This window comes from Rhodococcus sp. NKCM2511, assembly GCF_014905595.1.
Classification (GTDB): domain Bacteria; phylum Actinomycetota; class Actinomycetes; order Mycobacteriales; family Mycobacteriaceae; genus Rhodococcoides; species Rhodococcoides fascians.
Map to the genome: position 1 here is coordinate 1,591,873 of NZ_BNHJ02000001.1, position 14,595 is coordinate 1,606,467.

The 14,595-nt window shown below is 65.0% G+C and carries 12 protein-coding genes; 2 read left to right on the plus strand and 10 right to left on the minus strand.

Features of this window, described 5'->3' with window-relative positions; translation table 11 throughout:
- Positions 1-50 precede the first annotated feature (50 nt).
- From JLZ96_RS07210 to JLZ96_RS07235, 6 genes are all read right to left on the minus strand, one after another.
- A complete protein-coding gene (locus tag JLZ96_RS07210) occupies positions 51-1,520 on the minus strand; it encodes a DUF6350 family protein (RefSeq protein ID WP_201009742.1) in 1,470 nt (489 codons plus the stop codon).
- 72 nt (positions 1,521-1,592) lie between these two features.
- On the minus strand, positions 1,593-2,801 hold the full coding sequence (locus JLZ96_RS07215) for a DUF5336 domain-containing protein (RefSeq protein ID WP_201009743.1): 1,209 nt from the start codon (positions 2,799-2,801) through the stop codon (positions 1,593-1,595).
- A 93-nt stretch (positions 2,802-2,894) separates the two neighbouring features.
- Entirely contained in the window at positions 2,895-4,019 is a 1,125-nt protein-coding gene (gene sfnG / locus JLZ96_RS07220; RefSeq protein WP_201009744.1) for a dimethylsulfone monooxygenase SfnG, read from the minus strand.
- A gap of 23 nt (positions 4,020-4,042) precedes the next feature.
- Entirely contained in the window at positions 4,043-5,266 is a 1,224-nt protein-coding gene (locus JLZ96_RS07225; protein WP_201009745.1) for an acyl-CoA dehydrogenase family protein, read from the minus strand.
- A 65-nt stretch (positions 5,267-5,331) separates the two neighbouring features.
- On the minus strand, positions 5,332-5,673 hold the full coding sequence (locus JLZ96_RS07230) for a DUF2200 domain-containing protein (protein WP_094716660.1): 342 nt from the start codon (positions 5,671-5,673) through the stop codon (positions 5,332-5,334).
- 9 nt (positions 5,674-5,682) lie between these two features.
- Entirely contained in the window at positions 5,683-6,171 is a 489-nt protein-coding gene (locus JLZ96_RS07235) for a hypothetical protein (RefSeq protein ID WP_201009746.1), read from the minus strand.
- 155 nt (positions 6,172-6,326) lie between these two features.
- On the opposite strand from JLZ96_RS07235, the gene JLZ96_RS07240 reads away from it, so the two are divergent.
- Positions 6,327-6,500, plus strand: a complete 174-nt coding sequence (locus tag JLZ96_RS07240; RefSeq protein ID WP_201009747.1) for a hypothetical protein — start codon at positions 6,327-6,329, stop codon at positions 6,498-6,500.
- A gap of 118 nt (positions 6,501-6,618) precedes the next feature.
- On the opposite strand, the gene sucD is transcribed toward JLZ96_RS07240, so the two are convergent.
- The 3 genes from sucD to JLZ96_RS07255 form a co-directional block, all read right to left on the minus strand.
- Positions 6,619-7,530 (minus strand): succinate--CoA ligase subunit alpha, encoded by a 912-nt coding sequence (gene sucD, locus JLZ96_RS07245; protein WP_027496015.1) that lies wholly within the window; start codon positions 7,528-7,530, stop codon positions 6,619-6,621.
- 8 nt (positions 7,531-7,538) lie between these two features.
- Positions 7,539-8,702 (minus strand): ADP-forming succinate--CoA ligase subunit beta, encoded by a 1,164-nt coding sequence (sucC, locus tag JLZ96_RS07250; protein ID WP_201009748.1) that lies wholly within the window; start codon positions 8,700-8,702, stop codon positions 7,539-7,541.
- Positions 8,703-8,848: 146 nt separating this feature from the next.
- Positions 8,849-10,711 (minus strand): hypothetical protein, encoded by a 1,863-nt coding sequence (locus JLZ96_RS07255; protein WP_201009749.1) that lies wholly within the window; start codon positions 10,709-10,711, stop codon positions 8,849-8,851.
- A 232-nt stretch (positions 10,712-10,943) separates the two neighbouring features.
- Between JLZ96_RS07255 and JLZ96_RS07260 the strand changes: the two genes are divergently transcribed.
- A complete protein-coding gene (locus tag JLZ96_RS07260; RefSeq protein ID WP_201009750.1) occupies positions 10,944-11,948 on the plus strand; it encodes a M23 family metallopeptidase in 1,005 nt (334 codons plus the stop codon).
- 73 nt (positions 11,949-12,021) lie between these two features.
- On the opposite strand, the gene pcrA is transcribed toward JLZ96_RS07260, so the two are convergent.
- Positions 12,022-14,511, minus strand: coding sequence for a DNA helicase PcrA (gene pcrA, locus JLZ96_RS07265; RefSeq protein WP_032388643.1), 2,490 nt, complete (start codon positions 14,509-14,511; stop codon positions 12,022-12,024).
- Positions 14,512-14,595: the final 84 nt, after the last annotated feature.

Sequence of the window (14,595 nt, forward strand, 5' to 3'; positions counted from 1 at the left end):
GAGGGGATCGTTCGAGCCAGCAGAAAGCCTAGTCGCTCCGACCCGCGCCCCTACCGGGCAGGTCCGTCCTCCGCAGTGCTCGACGCGTCGTCCTGGGCCGGGGGCGGAGCGACGATCTCGGCCTCGAGCGGTTCCTCGGATTCGGCGTCTGCCGCGATCGGATCGTCTGCTTCCACTGTCGCGACCGGCTTCTCGTCGACGACCTCGGCCTCGACGACGGTGTCCGCGACAGCCTCGTCCGGTTCCGACGCAGGCGCTCGAATGGCCAGTTCTACTGCGGGCACGGTCGCCGGCACGGGCTGCTCGGTACCGGATCGGTCGTGGGGTTCGTGGTCGGGTTCCGGGTCTGCTCGACGCCACACGACGAGGGCCGCCGAAGCGGATCCGACGACGCCGAGCCACGCGAAGGTCAGCAGTGCGAAGCTCCACACGGTGACTTCGACTGTGCCGAACGTGCCGAGGTTCCCGCCTGCGGCGTAGCCGAACACCGCGGCGAGGGCACCGATGACGGCGGCTACCGCCCACACCGAGGAGACCGCGACCTGGACGTCCACGCTTCGGATCGCGCAGTCGCGTCCCAGGAGTAGCCCGGCTGCGATGGGAACGACGAACAGGACGATCCAGATCGTCTGCGCGGATCCTTCGGGGAGGACGGCGAGGATCGGGAGCGGTGGCAGCGGCCCGCCGGTCGTCGAGAACAGGCTGACCGATGCGTCTCCGAAACTCGCCGAGGACCCCGTCGCGACGGCGAGGGCACCGAGGACGATGTTCGGCAGGTACAGCACCGACAGCACGGTCAGTCCCAGCATGCCGACGAGGGTGCGTCCGTTGTCGAGCAGTGAACCGGCGGTGTCCCAGGAGGCGAGCAGAGCCAGCAGCACGATGGCGGCACCGCCTGCCGTCAGCACCGAAACGGACCGCACGAGTGGTGCGACGAGTGCGCGTACCCAGTCTGGAAGGTGTCGATCGATCACCAGGGAATCCCAGCGAGCGAGGATCAGGCCGGTGCCCGACGCCGCTGCGTGTACTCCGGCCACCCACGAGAAAGCGACGAGTGCGTTGGGGCTCGACAATCCGATGACCGTCGACGCATCCTTGGCGACGGCCAGAGCGATGGCCGTGACGGCGAGGGGTCCGGCCATCGACGCGGCGAACACCCACCTGACCATGCGGCGGTCGGTGGTCTCGTCCACCGAGTGGTGAACCGTGCGTGCGACGGACCAGGCGACGACGAGGGTGGGAAGCATCGGGGCGACGCCCATCGACGTGCCACCGATACTCAGCGGCACCAGGTGCACCGCGAACCAGGAACCGGCGATGGCACCGAGGGTTCCGGTGAGATCGCTGTTGACCGAGACAAGGGTGATCAGAACCAGCGTCGTGGCGATGACCACCACCAACCCGGAGGTTTTGAAGGCCACTGCAGCGAGCGTTCGTGACTGATCGGGCGTAGGCCCGGTGCTCACACGGGAACTGCGTGCGGCCGCGCGTCGAGTATCTCGGTTCAATAGATCGCTCATCACTACGAGATTCGCATCAACGACGCGGCACGCCGGTCAGGCGCGCCGCGAAGTCGAGTGTGACGTGCGAAATCAGTCGCGCTTGTTGTCGTCTTCCGCGGGAGTCGCGCCGAACGATTGAGTCGGTGCGCCGTACGGCGTCGACTGTGAGCCCGACTCGGACTCGTCGGGTGTGCTCGACGGCTGACCATAACCGGACGGCTGGTTGCCGTACTGGTACTGGTTCGGCGGGTACGCCTGCCCAGCGGGCGGACCGCTCGGACCGGTGTAGGGCGGCGGCGAATAGCCACCCTGCGGTCCGGTGTTCGGCGCAGGCTGATTGCCGTACGGCGACTGTGCGCTGGGACCGTAGGAATGCTGGCCGGACGTCTGTCCACTCGGCGCTTGCCCGAAATTCGACGAGCCTGCTGTGTTCGACGGGGCCTGACCATAGGCCGGCGGGTTGCTGTAGTTCTGCGGTCCGGACGGTCCACCGAACGACGTCGTCGGCGCGTTGTACGGATTCTGTTGGCCGTAACCGGACTGCTGACTCTGGTTCCCGTAGCCGGACTGCTTGGGTGCCGGGGCCTTGACGATGCCTGCATCGAGCAGCAGCGCAACCACAGCGGCAGCCGCCTGCACGAAGCCCAACACGAGCACCAGGATCGCGCCGATCCCCAGCGAACTGGTGGTGCTGGCGAACTCGTTGCCCTCGGCACTGGGCAGGCTGAACGATTGGAAGACCAGCACCAGGAATCCAGCGATGGCCAGTGCCGCGATCACGGCCTGGTTCCGGGCGTCCTTCTGCAGCAGCGACGCACCTGCGATCAGACCGGCGGCGAGCAGAAACGCGATCGACGCCGCACTTCCGCCGGACTCGAAGAAGTTGGTGCTGAACGAGGTCTGGATGCCGCTGGGCAGTTGCTCGGACGACGACACTTCGGCGGTGACGAAATCGAGCAGGCCGAGCAGGAAGTTGACGACACCGAGCCCCAGCACCACGAAGGTCAGAATCCTCGGCAGACTTGCCAGCCCGGCACCGGACGGCTTCGTCGGGCGCCCGGATGTGCCCGGCGCGGACCCGCTCGGTGCGGAGGTTCCTGGCACGGGCGGGCCGAACGGGTTGGATACCGACGGCTGGTGGAACGGCTGGTTCTGACCGGGCTGTGTGTAGGCACCGGATGACGGCTGATTCGGCGTGGACTGATTCGGCGTGGACGGGGGGCCGTAGGACGGTCCGCCTCCGCCGTAGCCACCAGAGTTGGAGCCCCCGTTGTCAGGGCTGCCGGGCGAGTAGGTCATCGCGTCTCCTCATCCTGATAGTGCCGTACCCAGGTCGGTCGGGTCCGAGATCTCACGCTACTGCACGGACCCGACCGCTCGAGGAACTCCAGGTCAGTGGGACGCGACCAACTCGTGGTCGTTCGATTCGGCCGCTTCGAGCTCCCGCACCAGCGGCAGCACCTTCGCTCCGAAGTATTCGATTTCCTCCTGAAAGTGCAGGAAGCCACCGAGAACGAGGTCGACGCCGAGGCGTCGGTAGGCGACGATGCGTTCGGCAACCTGCTCCGGGGTGCCGATCAACTGCGTCTTGAACCCGTCGTTGTACTGAACGAGGTCCTCGAACGTCGAGTCGGCCCACATCCCCTTCTTGTCGGCCGTCGAATTGCCCGCCTGCTGCACCGCACCTCTGAAACCCTCGACGGCAGGCTTGTTGGCCTTGTCGATGATCTCTCGCAACGTATCTCGCGCTTCCTTCTCGCTGTCTCGCGCGATGATGAATCCGTTGAGCCCGAACTTGACCTCACGTCGGTGATCGCGCGCGACCCGACGCAGGTTGTCGAGCTGCTCGGTGACGCCGTCGAAATCCTTGCCGTTGCTGAAGTACCAATCCGAGTACCGGCCGGCATTCTCCTGCGCAGCGGACGAGTTACCACCTTGGAAGAGTTCAGGATTGGGCCGTTCCGGGGTGTTGAGCGGTTTCGGCTTCAGCGTGAAATCGTGGATCCGATAGAAATCGCCCCGGAAATCCACGTCGTCCTCGGTCCAGATCTTGCGCAGTACCTGCAGGAATTCGGCGCTGCGACGGTATCTTTCGTCGTGCTCGAGCCACGGCTCACCGAGGTGGGTGAATTCGTCCTTGAACCAACCACTGACGACGTTGACCGCAAAACGGCCGTTCGAGAGGTGGTCTGCCGTCGCTCCCAGCTTGGCCAACACGGCAGGCTGCCAGAGCCCGGGATGCACGGCGGCAATGACTTTCAGACGTTCGGTGGCCAACAGCAACGCGAGCGAGAAACTCGTCGACTCGTGCTGGAACTCGGCCCCGTAGCTCGCCTCGTAACGGACCTGACTGAGCGCGTACTCGAAGCCGTTGTTCTCGGCGGTCTGCGCCAGCTTCTTGTTGTACTCGTAGTCCCAACTGGTCCGTTGCTCGATGGTGCTGGTGACCAGGCCACCCGAGACATTGGGAACCCAGTACGCGAACTTGATTGCGTCGGCGATCTTTTCGGTGCTCACGGTTCTGCTCCTATGGACGTGTTCTACGAGTACCAGGTGGGCTCGGGCAGCTCACCGGTGAGCACCCAGCGGCCGACTTCGCGTCGCTTGTAGGCAACCGGATCGTGCAGGGTGTGGGTACGGACGTTGCGCCAGAAGCGATCGAACCCGTACTTGCTGGCCGTGGCGCGGGCCCCGAGGGCCTCGAACACGGTCGAGGTGATCTCGAGCGAGACTTCGGTGGCGCGAGCCTTGACTGCGGCCACCCGGACCTCGTGGTCACCGCGCTCCTCGGCGGTGACGTTCCACGCGTTGTCGTGAATCTTCTGGCCTTCCAACGCCACTGCGTCGGCCAGCGCTTCGACGGCCCACAGTTTGGCGGTCAGATCGCCGTAGATGTCGATGATGTACGGCTCGTCGACGGCCTTGTCCACCGTGCTGTGCAGCCACGCGCGAGTCTTGTCCTTGGTGTACGACGCGGCTTCCTCGAGAGCACCCCTCGCGATCCCGAGGTAGAAGTTGACGAACACCAACTGAATGGTCGGCACGTTGAGGGTGTTGTAGACACGTGGCTGAAACACTTTGTCCACGAACCCCGCTGCACTTGCCCAGTCGACGCGAACCTTGTCGATCGTGACGCTGCCACTTTCGGTCTGACGCTGGCCGATGTTGTCCCAGTCGTCGTGGAAGGACAGACCCTCGATGTTCGACGGCACGATAGCGAACACGTGATCGGTGCTGCCCTCGAGCGCACCTTCGAGCACGGTCACGTCCGAGACACGGCTGCCGGTGGAGAACGTCTTGGAACCGTCGAACACGATGGTCTCGCCCTCGTCGGTCACCGACACGTCGTTGTCCCGCGGATTGACGGCCCCGCCGAAGAACCACTTGTTCTTCGTGGCGTCGGCCTCGACGGCCTCGATCTGCTCGGGGGTACCGACCAGACGCGCGGCCCAGAACCAGAGAAGGTGGTAGCCCAGCAGCTGACCGATCGAGCCGTCGGCCTTCGAGACGGTGCGAATCACCTGGTAGGCCGTGGGCCAATCCTGGCCGCCGCCACCGTGCTCGACGGGACCGAGCAGCGTGACGAGCCCGGCGTCCTTGAGCAACTGAACCTCGGCGGACGGAAGCTCGCGGCCCTTGTCGCGGGCCACGGCGTCGACAGCGAGAAGCTGCGCTACCTCACCTGCGCGGGACACCCATCCGGCGGCAGTGGTAGGAGCGTCGGGCCAGTCCTTGGTAAGTGCACGATTTTCGGTAGTTGTCATGACGCACAGTGAAGTCCCGCGTCGAAGCAATGACCACAGTTCGATTCAGCGTGATTCTAACGGGCTCACCCACGCAGAATTTTCTCCATCTTCTTGCCCTTGGCCAGCTCGTCGATCAGCTTGTCCAGCAATCGGATTTTCTTCATCAAGGGATCTTCGACGTTCTCGACGCGGATGCCGCAGACCACTCCGGTGATCAGTGTCGCGTTCGGGTTCAGGTTCGCCGCCGCGAAGAAGTCCTCGAATGTCGTCTCCGCCTCGAGGTGTTTTTTCAGTGTCGCTTGATCGAACCCGGTGAACCACCGGACGATCTCGTCGACCTCCGCTTCGGTGCGGCCCTTTCGCTCCACCTTGTTGATGTAGAGCCGATGGACCGTCACGAAGGCGGTGGTGAAGATGTTGTGCACGGGGCCAATCTAGTCCACCGACGCGCCCGCGAAGTAGGCCCGCACACGAGGCGTGAACAGCAGCACTGCGACCGCCAGCAGGATGACCACTTGAATCGCTTGCACCACGTGGGTCCACGGAAGATTCGGGGTGAAGATCAGGTAGGAGTAGGCAGCAACTCCGAAGATGCTCCAGCTCAACAAGAGCCGATGTTCGGATGGACTGCGCCTGGAGAGTCGCTGGACAAGATACGAGTAGCCGAAGATCAGGCTGACCGCAGTGATCACCCGCAGCGAGTAGGCCCCGTAGACGATCGCTTTCGCCGAGGCCGGAAGGGAGTCGTCGTCCATGCCCTGTCGATGCATCTGGAAATCCGCCAGCGACTTCGCCAGCGCCACCGAGGCGAGTGCATACAGACACGAGACCACCATGGCCGCGATCATCAACCGGCCGACCGGTCGTACAGCCGGGTCCGCGTGCCACCCCTGTCGATACAGACGGTGCAGAAATTCCGACATCAGCCCTCCCCGAACGGTGTCACAGAAATTGTGACATGATGTCGTTACTTTAGCTATTGACTCCCCTTTACCTTCATTGTGAATTTCAATTACTATGCAACACAACACTTTTCAGGAAGAATGGGCAGCGACATCGTCGAACGGGAGGGCAAGACATGACACGCAAGAGGTTCGAGTACTTCAAAGTCGCGTTGTTTCTGATGTCCGCGATCGTCCTGGCATGGGCTGCAGGAACTTTCGAATCGCTCTGCTACGCACTCGCGGCGGCGCTGTTCGGAGCGATAACAGTGTTCGTCCTGTGGCGAGTGGACAAGTTCGAGACCGAATAGCGCTGCCCATACGTCGTGCGCGTTTTGCGTACCTTCAGGTACGCAAAACGCGCACAAGGGATTGGGGCACGAAAAAGCCCGCCACCGAATCGGTGGCGGGCTCTTTCAGAAGCGAGTCCTACTTGACGGACAGCGATTCCAGGATTTCGCGCGCGAGGGCAGCGGTCTCGGACGGCGTCTTGCCGACCTTGACGCCTGCGGCCTCGAGTGCGTCCTTCTTCGCCTGTGCCGTTCCCAGCGAGCCGGAGACGATGGCGCCGGCGTGGCCCATGGTCTTGCCCTCGGGAGCGGTGAAGCCTGCGACGTAGCCGACGACCGGCTTGGTCACGTTGGCCTTGATGTAGTCGGCTGCACGCTCTTCGGCGTCGCCACCGATCTCGCCGATCATGACGATGATCTTGGTATCGGGGTCCGCCTCGAACGCCTCGATGGCGTCGATGTGGGTGGTTCCGATGACGGGGTCGCCGCCGATGCCGATGGCCGTCGAGAATCCGAAGTCGCGGAGCTCGAACATCATCTGGTAGGTCAGCGTGCCACTCTTGGAGACCAGGCCGATGGGGCCGGTTCCCGAGATGTTGGCGGGCGTGATGCCGACCAATGCCTCACCGGGAGTGATGATTCCGGGGCAGTTCGGGCCGATGATGCGGGTCTTCTTGCCCTTCTCCACGTTGTAGGCCCACGCGTATGCGGAGTCCTGCACGGGGATGCCCTCGGTGATGACGACGAGCAGCGGGATCTCCGCGTCGATCGCTTCGACGATGGCGTCCTTGGAGAATGCCGGCGGCACGAACGCGATGGACACGTCGGCTCCGGTCTTCTCCATGGCCTCGGAAACCGAAGCGAACACCGGCAATTCGATGTCGTTGCCCTGTGCGTCGACGTGCTTGACCGTGGTTCCGGCCTTGCGTGCGTTGACGCCACCGACGACCTGGGTGCCGGCCTTGAGCATCAGGGCGGTGTGCTTGGTGCCTTCGCCGCCGGTGATGCCCTGGACGATGACCTTGTTGTCCTTGTTCAGAAAGATAGACATTGTTTCCTCTACTTCGCTGCCAGCTCGGCGGCCTTGTCGGCGCCCTCGTCCATGGTTCCGGCGAGCGTCACCAGCGGGTGCGCGGCGTCGGCGAGAATCTTGCGGCCCTCTTCGACCTTGTTGCCGTCGAGACGGACGACCAGCGGCTTGTTGGCGTCGTCGCCCAGCTTCTTCAGCGCGCCGACGATGCCGTTGGCCACTGCGTCACACGCGGTGATGCCACCGAAGACGTTGACGAACACGCTCTTGACCTGCTCGTCACCGAGGATGACGTCGAGGCCTGCGGCCATGACCTCGGCCGAAGCGCCGCCGCCGATGTCGAGGAAGTTGGCCGGCTTGACGCCGCCGTGTGCCTCGCCTGCGTATGCGACCACGTCGAGGGTCGACATGACCAGTCCGGCACCGTTTCCGATGATGCCGACCTGTCCGTCGAGCTTGACGTAGTTGAGGTCGTTCTCCTTGGCCTTGGCCTCGAGGGGATCGGCTGCGTCCTTGTCCTCGAACTCGGCGTGGCCGGGCTGGCGGAAGTCTGCATTGGCGTCGAGCGTGACCTTGCCGTCGAGGGCGAGGATCCGATCGTCGGGGGTGCGAACCAGCGGGTTGACCTCGACCAGGAGAGCGTCTTCGTTGATGAAGACCTCCCACAGCTTCTGGATGGTCACCGCAGCGGCGTCGAGCACCTCGGCGGGCAGCTTGCCCTTCTCGGCGATCTCACGAGCGAACGCGAGGTCGACGCCCTTGACTGCGTCGACGGGGATACGTGCGAGTGCGTCGGGGTTCTCCTCCGCCGTCACCTCGATCTCGACTCCACCTTCGACCGAACACATCGCGAGGTAGGTGCGGTTGGTGCGATCGAGCAGGAAGGAGATGTAGTACTCCTCGGCGATGTCGGAGGCTTCTGCGACGAGAAGCTTCTTGACGACATGGCCCTTGATGTCGAGTCCGAGAATCGCTTCTGCGTTCTCGGTTGCTGCTGCGACGTCCTTGGAGTACTTGACGCCGCCGGCCTTGCCGCGGCCGCCGACCTTGACCTGCGCCTTGACCATTACTGGCTTGCCGATTTCTTCGGCAATCTGTGTTGCTCCGGCGACCGTGTCGGTGACACGACCGGCGGAGGTGGGTACGCCATGCTTGGCGAACAATTCCTTCGCCTGGTATTCGAAGAGATCCATCAGCTCACCGTCTCGTCTACGTTGACGCCCGCTCCAGGGGTGTGAGCGGGTCTGAGCATGGACTTTATCCAGGTGCCCCGACGGCGCATCGGGCGCATGGATGCTATGTGGTCTATCTCACCGCTGCGGCCGCAGTGAAACCGGCGTCACCGATCGGTGCGACGAACCGAAAGTGCCGCCGCGACACCGAGAACGACGATTCCGGCGACCGATGGCACCACACCGGGTCCCATCTCCGGGTCGGCTGCGCGAGCGGACGTCAGTGGCCACGACGCGAGATGAACGACACCCGCGACGGCCGCACCGGCGAGCAGAACGCTGCCACGCGCGGGGCGGGCCCGGGCGGCAACGAGGGCGGCGACGACGACGCCGACAGCGAGCAGCAGCTGCCCCCAGGTGTCCCAACCCCACGGAAACTCGGTGATGGTCGCCGCGGTCAGATCGCTGCCTCGATACAGGGGCAGGGCCAATCCGACTGCCAGTAGAAGGGCCCCGACGAGCGCAGTTCCCAGCACCGGGAAGTAGGTGGCCGCATCCTCGGACGTGTCGACGTCGTCACGCTCGGCCGATCCGGCGAACAGGGCCAGCAGTCCGGCGACGGCCGCGAACACGACGCCCGCGATGATCAGCAGAGCACCCGTCCCGGTATCGACGCCCGCGAGGTCCTCGGCCAGCACCACCGACTGCAACACGGCCGCCGCGGCCGACACCGCGGCGAGCCAGAAGACGGACAAGAACGGACGAGCCGCCGCAGCGAACTCGGAGAACAGCAGCGGCACCGAGGCCAGAATCGAGACGAAGCCCGCTATGAGCACCACGCGGGTCGCCAGGATCGTGGGCGCAGTTCCCGCGGCGTCGGTCTCGAGAATCGGCAGCAGCGACCCCACCACCAGCAGTACGCCGGCAACTACGCCCGCACTGCCTGCTGCCGCATGCCACCTCGTGGTGCCGGGCCCCGAGACCCCGCGCGGACCCCGACCACCCTCGGCGACGGATCGCGCCGCCGCCAGAGCGTGGCGATCACGGCCGGAGGCAATAGGTGCGAGTACAGCGCCTCCGACGGTCAATCCGAGCCCGGCAACGGTGCCGAGGTATGCCCCGAGGCCGGCCTCGATCCGAGCACCGGTAGCCACTCCAGCGAGCAGACCGACACCCGCGAACGAGAGGACCCCGAGACCCGCGCCGACGGCGGCACCGGACGCGACCACCGGCGAGAGCGACGCCAACGCCGAGGCCGTGACCACGAGTGCGCCGATTCCGACCAGCGCGGACCCCACCGCCACGAACACCGGCGACTCCACCACCGCCGAGACGATCACCACCGGATCGGCCGACCGGTACAGCGAGGCGAATGCCGCTGCGGCGGCCACGACACCGAACACTCCGAGCAGGATCGACAACAGCGGACCCACCCGGCCCGCGGTCGCTCGTCCCACGTGCTCCGAGTAGACCGAATGTCCGTACCCGTCACCGAGCGCTGCGCGATGCACTGCGGACCACCCCGCCGCACCCGCCAGAACCGACGCAGCGTGACCGGCGAGCAGAACATGAGAGCCGAGGGTGGCGTCGAGCATCGCGGCGCTCAGGGGACGGAACAGCTCGAGCCGGTTCGCATCGATCGGATCGGACAGCACAGCGAGATCGAGGATCGCGATTCCGAGCGTCACCGCGCCGAAGCCTGAGAGCAGAGCGGCACCGAATTCGACGCGTCGCATCGCAGCACTGACGGCGGCGGCAACCGCCACCACGACCGGGAGCGCAACGGCCAGCACAGCGGCCGACGAGACCCCGTCGCCCACCGGCGAACCGTCGACGGCCTGGACGACGCCGATCAACGGAGCTGCAGCGGCACACAGTGCGGCGACGACAGCGAGCACGACGGCGACGACGATGCGCGACGTGGGCGAATGATCCTCCACGCCGCCGCGGGCGTCCTGCGGCGCGATACGTTGCGGTTCGGCTCGGTCGGAGCCGTGGGCGGACGATTCGTCGAAGGTGGGGGTCGGCACCCGTAGGACGGTATCGGCTCGGTCGCGTCCCCAGCCGTCGGTCACGGTGCGTGCCGCATTCGTGTCCGATTACGGATGTGGCGTGTCACCACATAAACCCTGGTCACCCTGTGAGCCATCTCACATATTGCCCTGGTTTCGGCTGTTAACTTGCGCGCGCCGCAACCATTTCGTTACCGTCTGCCGAGTCTTTCAGTAACGGCCAGGTCACAGATATCGGAGGTTGTAGGTCTTGCAGCAGCACCGCGCGTCCTTTACTTCCAGCCGATTCTCTCGCCCGACGGCGGACGACGCGACCACGGTGTACAGCTACGAGCCCACCACCGAGCCGAGTGCATACGAGGCCTATTCCTACCCCACGTACGAGTACGTCGAAGCCGATTTCGCCGGTGCAGTAGCAGCCGACGAGACACCGACCGTCTTCACGACCTACGCAACCACTGCAGACGCTGCACCCGTGGCTCGTCGCGGCGGAGCGCACCGCATCCCCGTTCCTCCGACTGCACTGAAGGGTCGCGCCGCCGTCTTGGCCGTGGCCGCCGGTGCCGTTGTTGCCGCAGGGCAAGCCGTCATCAACGACGATGCGCCCACCGCAGTCGCCACCTCCGAGTACGCACTCGCCGCGGGTGAAGCACCGGCCGCCGCAGCACTCGCGGCCACCACCGCACCGCAGGCCGACGAGCCGGTAGCCGACGTTTCGAGCGCAACTCCCTCGCAGGCACCGCAGATCCTCAGCGTCGCCGCACCGGTCGACCTCAGCCAGTTCAACGACCTGCTCGCCAAGGGCCAGCGTTTCAGCGAAGAGCGTGCCGCCCGCGAGGCCGCGGCCCGTCGCCCGCTGTTCTCCCTCCCGGCTCAGGGCACGTACACCTCCAACTTCGGCACTCGATGGGGCGTCCTGCATGCCGGCGTCGACGTCGCCAATGCCATCGGAACCCCCATCTACGCCGTCGCCGACGGCAAGGTGATCGATTCCGGTCCCGCGTCGGGCTTCGGAATGTGGGTTCGCCTGCAGCACGCCGACGGCACGATCACGGTCTACGGCCACATCGACACCTCGACAGTCACCGTGGGCCAGGACGTCATGGCTGGCGACCAGATCGCAACCATGGGCAACCGTGGCTTCTCCACCGGCCCGCACCTGCACTTCGAGGTTCATCTCCCGGGTGAGGTCAAGATCGATCCGCTCCCCTGGCTCGCGTCCCGAGGAATCTCCCTCGGACCCGAAATGGACTGAGTCCTTCTCCACCGCTTCACAACAAAGCCGGACCCCGCTTTCGCAGGGCCCGGCTTTCGCGTTGTCGGGACTTCTACAGCTTGGTCATCGGGACGCCGCCGATGAGCATCATCTTGACGCGACCTGCCGAGCCGAAATCGATCAGGACCATCGCCTTGACTCCGGCACCGGTGGATTCGAGCACCGTACCCAGTCCATACTTGTCGTGGCTGACTCGATCACCCACAGCCAGAACCAGATTGGAGTTTCGGCCCTTCGCGGCACCGAAGCTCGGAGACGAACTCTGGCCACGACTCGACGACCCGCCGTAGCTACCGGAGCCGTAGTTGCCCGAGCCGTAACCGCCGCCCGAGCCGTAACTGTTCGATCCGTAGCTGCCGGATCTACCGCCGCCGATTGCGCGGCCGCCGCCGGTGCCCGGGTCTTCGCGACGCCAGTCGATCAGATGTTGCGGAACCTCTTGCAGGAAGCGTGATTCCGGGTTGGCGATGGGCTGACCCCACGCCGACCTCATGATCGCGCGCGTGAGATAGAGCCGTTGCCGCGCGCGAGTGATGCCCACGTACGCCAGCCGTCGTTCCTCGGACAGCTCGTTCGGATCACCGAGCGCACGCATGTGCGGGAACTGGCCGTCCTCCCACCCGGTGACGAAGACAACCGGAAATTCCAGCCCTTTGGCGGTGTGCAGCGTCATCAACGTCACGACGCCGGTGCCCGAGTCGGGGATCTGATCGGTATCGGCAACCAGAGAAACCCGTTCGAGGAACGCGGCCAACGAACCCGGCTCGGCCAGACCGTCGACCCCGCCGTCGTCGTCGTTTCGGTCGTCACCTGTCTCAAGCGCCTCTTCGGCCACTGCGGCCTGGTTACGCGCCTCGGACGTGAACTCCCGTGCGACGCTGACCAATTCGTTGAGGTTGTCCAGGCGAGCACCGTCCTGCGGGTCGCTACTGGCCTCGAGCTCGGCGCGATAGCCGGTGCGGTCCAGAACTGCTTCGACCACGTCGCCGATATCGGCGATGTCGTTGCCGTCTCCGTCGGTGGCCGTCAGTACGGCACGCAACTCGTCGAGCAGCTCCATGAACTGAGCGATCAACTTCTGCTGCCGCGAGTTGAGCAACGCCACCTTGCCCGCGGCCGCGTCGTGCAGCGCTCGTGAGAAGCTGATGTCGCGTTGCTCGGCGTGCACGGCCACACACGCCTCGGCGCGGTCTCCGATGCCGCGTCGGGGGGTATTGAGGATGCGCCGCATGCTGACGGTGTCGTCTTCGTTGGACAGCACGCGCAGGTACGCAACGAGGTCCCGGACTTCCTTGCGCTCGTAGAACCGGACGCCGCCGACGACCTTGTACGGCAGGCCGAGACGAATGAAGATCTCTTCGAGCGCGCGCGAAGAGTTGTTGGTCCGGTAGAACACCGCCACCTCGTCGAAACGCACATCCCCGCTGTCGACGAGACGATCGATTTCCGACGCGACGAACGACGCCTCGTCGTGCTCGTTGTCGGCGACGTACCCGACGATCAGTTCGCCTTCACCGGTGTCGGTCCACAACTTCTTCTCGCGCCGTCCGATGTTGCGCGAGATGACGGCATTGGCCGCCGACAGAATGTTCTGCGTCGATCGGTAGTTCTGCTCGAGCAGAATGGTGCGAGCGTCGGGGTAGTCGCGCTCGAACTCCTCGATGTTGCGAATGGTCGCGCCGCGGAATGCGTAGATCGACTGATCGGCGTCACCCACCACGCAGAGTTCACCCGGCGCGACGGTGCCCTCGAGCGCGCCGTCTGCATCGGGCGTGCCGACGAGTTCGCGAACCAGCATGTACTGGGCGTGGTTGGTGTCCTGGTACTCGTCGACCAGTACGTGCCGGAACCGGCGTCGGTAGTACTGCGCCACCTGCGGGAAGGCCTGCAGAATGCCCACCGTTTCGCCGATGAGGTCGTCGAAGTCCATGGCGTTGGCTGCGCGCAGACGCTGCTGATAGATGCGGTAGACCTTCGCGACGAGTCGGGGCAGCTCGGCAGGGTCGCCGTCGGCGTCCTCGGCGGCCTTGTCCGGGCCGATCAGCTCGTTCTTGAGGTTGGAGATCGCCGTCGAGAGCAGACGAGCCGAGAACTTCTTGGTGTCGATCTGCAGGTCTTTGGAGATCATCGTCAGCAGCCGGCGTGAGTCGTCCGCGTCGTAGATCGAGAAGTTGGAGTTCAATCCCGGCAACAATGCCGCCTGGGCGCGCAGGATGCGCACGCAGCTGGAGTGGAACGTCGACACCCACATGGCGTTCGCCCGCGGCCCCACCAGACCTGCCACTCGCTCGCGCATCTCCGCGGCGGCCTTGTTGGTGAACGTGATCGCCAGGACCTGCCCCGGCGACACCCCCCGCTCCGCGAGCAGATACGCGATGCGACGCGTCAGCACCGCTGTCTTGCCCGAGCCTGCACCGGCCACGATGAGCAGCGGCGATCCCGTGTGCACGACGGCCTCACGCTGCTGAGGATTGAGCCCCTCCAGCAGTGCGTCGGACGAGGTGTTCTTACGGGACTCGAGGCCCTGGAGGAATGTGTTCATCGTCTGGCCAGGCTACCGGCGCGTACCGACAAACCCACATCCCGTGGTCGTCGGCGTCATCTCCGACTTTTCAGGACGGTTACC